General features: G+C 30.6%; 4 protein-coding genes. 1 reads left to right on the top strand and 3 read right to left on the bottom strand.

Going from position 1 to position 2513, the window contains the following annotated elements; all coding sequences use genetic code 11:
- Positions 1-594: isocitrate/isopropylmalate family dehydrogenase (locus ABY863_RS13450; RefSeq protein ID WP_372795681.1), on the top strand; the 594-nt coding region annotated here is incomplete at its 5' end.
- Positions 595-663: 69 nt separating this feature from the next.
- Here the strand turns inward: ABY863_RS13450 and ABY863_RS13445 are convergent.
- The 3 genes from ABY863_RS13445 to ABY863_RS13435 form a co-directional block, all read right to left on the bottom strand.
- The gene (locus ABY863_RS13445) at positions 664-1182 is read right to left on the bottom strand and encodes a heavy metal-binding domain-containing protein (RefSeq protein WP_372795678.1); all 519 of its coding nucleotides are present in this window, start codon (positions 1180-1182) and stop codon (positions 664-666) included.
- 298 nt (positions 1183-1480) lie between these two features.
- Positions 1481-1993 carry a hypothetical protein gene (locus ABY863_RS13440; protein WP_372795676.1) on the bottom strand — a complete coding sequence of 171 codons (513 nt, stop codon included), beginning with the start codon at positions 1991-1993 and terminating at the stop codon, positions 1481-1483.
- Positions 1994-2005: 12 nt separating this feature from the next.
- A partial coding sequence (locus ABY863_RS13435; protein ID WP_372795674.1) for an HAD-IC family P-type ATPase occupies positions 2006-2513 on the bottom strand: 508 nt, incomplete at its 5' end.

Below are 2513 nucleotides of genomic sequence, written 5' to 3'. Positions count from 1 at the left end.
TTTGACAACTGTGTTTATACAAGATTTGAAGTACAACGTTTGGCCAAAAAAGGCTTTGAATTAGCTATGACACGTACTAAAAAATTATGTTGTGTTGATAAAGCAAATGTATTAGAAACTTCACGTTTATGGAGAGAAACGGTACAAGCAATGGAAAAAGAGTACCCAGAAGTTACGGTTTCTTATGAATTTGTTGATGCTGTTGCCATGCGTTTGGTTCAATGGCCAAATTCATACGATGTATTAATTACTGAAAACTTATTTGGTGATATTTTAACAGATGAAGCTTCTGTAATTTCAGGTTCTATGGGATTAATGCCAAGTGCTTCAGTAGGTTCAGAAAATCAATTGTTTGAGCCAATTCATGGTTCTTACCCGCAAGCAACAGATTTAGATATTGCAAATCCATTAGCTACAATTTTATCTGCTGCAATGATGTTTGACATGGCATTTGGATTAAAAGAGGAAGCCGAAGCTATTAAAGCAGTAGTTAATAAATCATTAGCGGAAGGTATTGTAACAGAAGATTTATCAGGAAAAAACAAAGCTTATAAAACAAGTGAAGTTGGCAACTGGTTGGTAGAAAATATTTAAATAAAATTAGTTTTTAGAGCAAAAAAAATCAGGGCATTGCCCTGATTTTTTATTTAATATAATTATATATTAGTTTTTAGCTGGCTTTAAATCCATTTTACAAGTTGGGCAAGATCCTTCTTTATCATAAGTTTTATCTCCTTCGCATTTCATTGGACACGAAAATACAACTTCTATTCCTTTTTCTTCTACATTTTTGTTGGCACAACAAGGTTTTGTACAATCTGCTGGGCACTCTTTAGATTCTTTTGCATGCGCGTGTTTATCACTTTTACATTCAGCATGTTTTTTTGCTTTTTTGTCAGCACAACAAGGTTTAGCACAATCAGCTGCACATTCTTTTCCTTCTTTTTTACATTCTGCTTTTTTGTCGGTACAACAAGGTTTAGTACAATCTGCTGCACATTCTTTTCCTTCTTTTTTGCATTCCGCTTTTTTGTCAGCACAACAAGGTTTTGTACAATCGGCTGCACATTGTTTAACCTCTTTGGTTATTTCTTTAATTACAACTTTTTCTACGTTTTCCTGTGCTGTTGAAATGGCAACAAAACTGAAAACCACTACTAATGATACTATTAATTTTTTCATTTTTTTTAAATTTTACTAATTAATGTTTATTTGAATTTATTGAACTTTTTTTATTAATGAAGGTGTTTTTTTAAACTTTTGCTAAAGTAACAAAAGTAACTTAAATATTTATAAATTATTTCATAATGCTGTTTTGAAGTTTAAAAGAGATACTCATTTTAAATAAAAAAAACTCCCTTTTCAGGAAGCTTTTAAAAAAAATGCTATGAAAAGAGTTAAGGAAATTTCTTTCCTCAACGAAAAGCATTACAATAAATTGGACCTCATTCTTGATATATAAACAGCATATTTTTTTTGTTTATTTAATACCTCGAAAATGAAAGTCTCCAGTTTCCATTTTAAAAGTGTAGTCAAAAGAATTATTTAGCATATTAAAGCCTCCAAAATGTTCATCAGAGTTTTGATGTTCATTGTTTAAATGTTGCATCCACTCAGAACTCATATTTTGCATATTTCCATTCATATTAGATTGCCCCATCATATGACCATACATGTTTTCAAAATCAGCACCTGTTAAACAAGTATTTAACATATCACCATCTTCATATAAATTTAGCATAATTGTAGTGTCAAAATCATCGTTGAAACAATGGACTTCAATTTCATCACCAACCATAGTTACTATCGCTGTTGCAGTACTATTGGATTTTGAATTTATTGATTTACCTGCTACATCAGTTGTTAAAGTTCCTTCATAAACACCTACAACATCACTATATACTACATCGTCATTATTATTACAGGCTGTGAATAGAATGCCTAGTAATAATATTAAAATACTGGCTAATTGTTTGTTTTTTATTGTTTTCATATTTTATTTAATTTAAATGTTTGAATTTCTTAATCTTAATGAATTTAGAATTACTGAAACAGAACTAAAACTCATAGCTAAAGCTGCAATAATAGGGGATAATAAAATTCCGAAAATTGGAAAAAATATACCTGCTGCAATAGGCACTCCTAGTACATTATATGCAAATGAGAAAATTAAATTTTGTTTGATGTTTTTCATTACGGCATGACTCAAATTTTTTGCTTTCACAATTCCTTTTAAATCACCTTTTACCAAAGTTATTTGTGAGCTTTCAATAGCAACATCGGTTCCTGTTCCCATAGCAATACCTACATTTGCTTGCGCCAATGCAGGAGCATCATTTATTCCATCGCCTGCCATTGCAACAATTTTACCTTCAGCTTGCAATTTTTTAATAAATTCTAATTTGTCTTCAGGCAAACAACTAGCCTTAAAGTTGCTTATATGTAATTCATTAGCAACAGCCTTTGCTGTATTTTCATTATCACCAGTCAACATAATAACTTCAATACCACTA

The organism is Lutibacter sp. (assembly GCF_041562875.1).
GTDB lineage: Bacteria > Bacteroidota > Bacteroidia > Flavobacteriales > Flavobacteriaceae > Lutibacter.
Note: the sequence above shows the minus strand (reverse complement) of the source record. Positions and strands in the feature narration are given on the sequence as shown.

Coding starts and splice junctions, on each gene's coding strand:
- ABY863_RS13445 (WP_372795678.1), bottom strand. CDS start 1,182: ATGAAAAAATTAATAGTATCATTAGTAGTGGTTTTCAGTTTTGTTGCC.
- ABY863_RS13440 (WP_372795676.1), bottom strand. CDS start 1,993: ATGAAAACAATAAAAAACAAACAATTAGCCAGTATTTTAATATTATTA.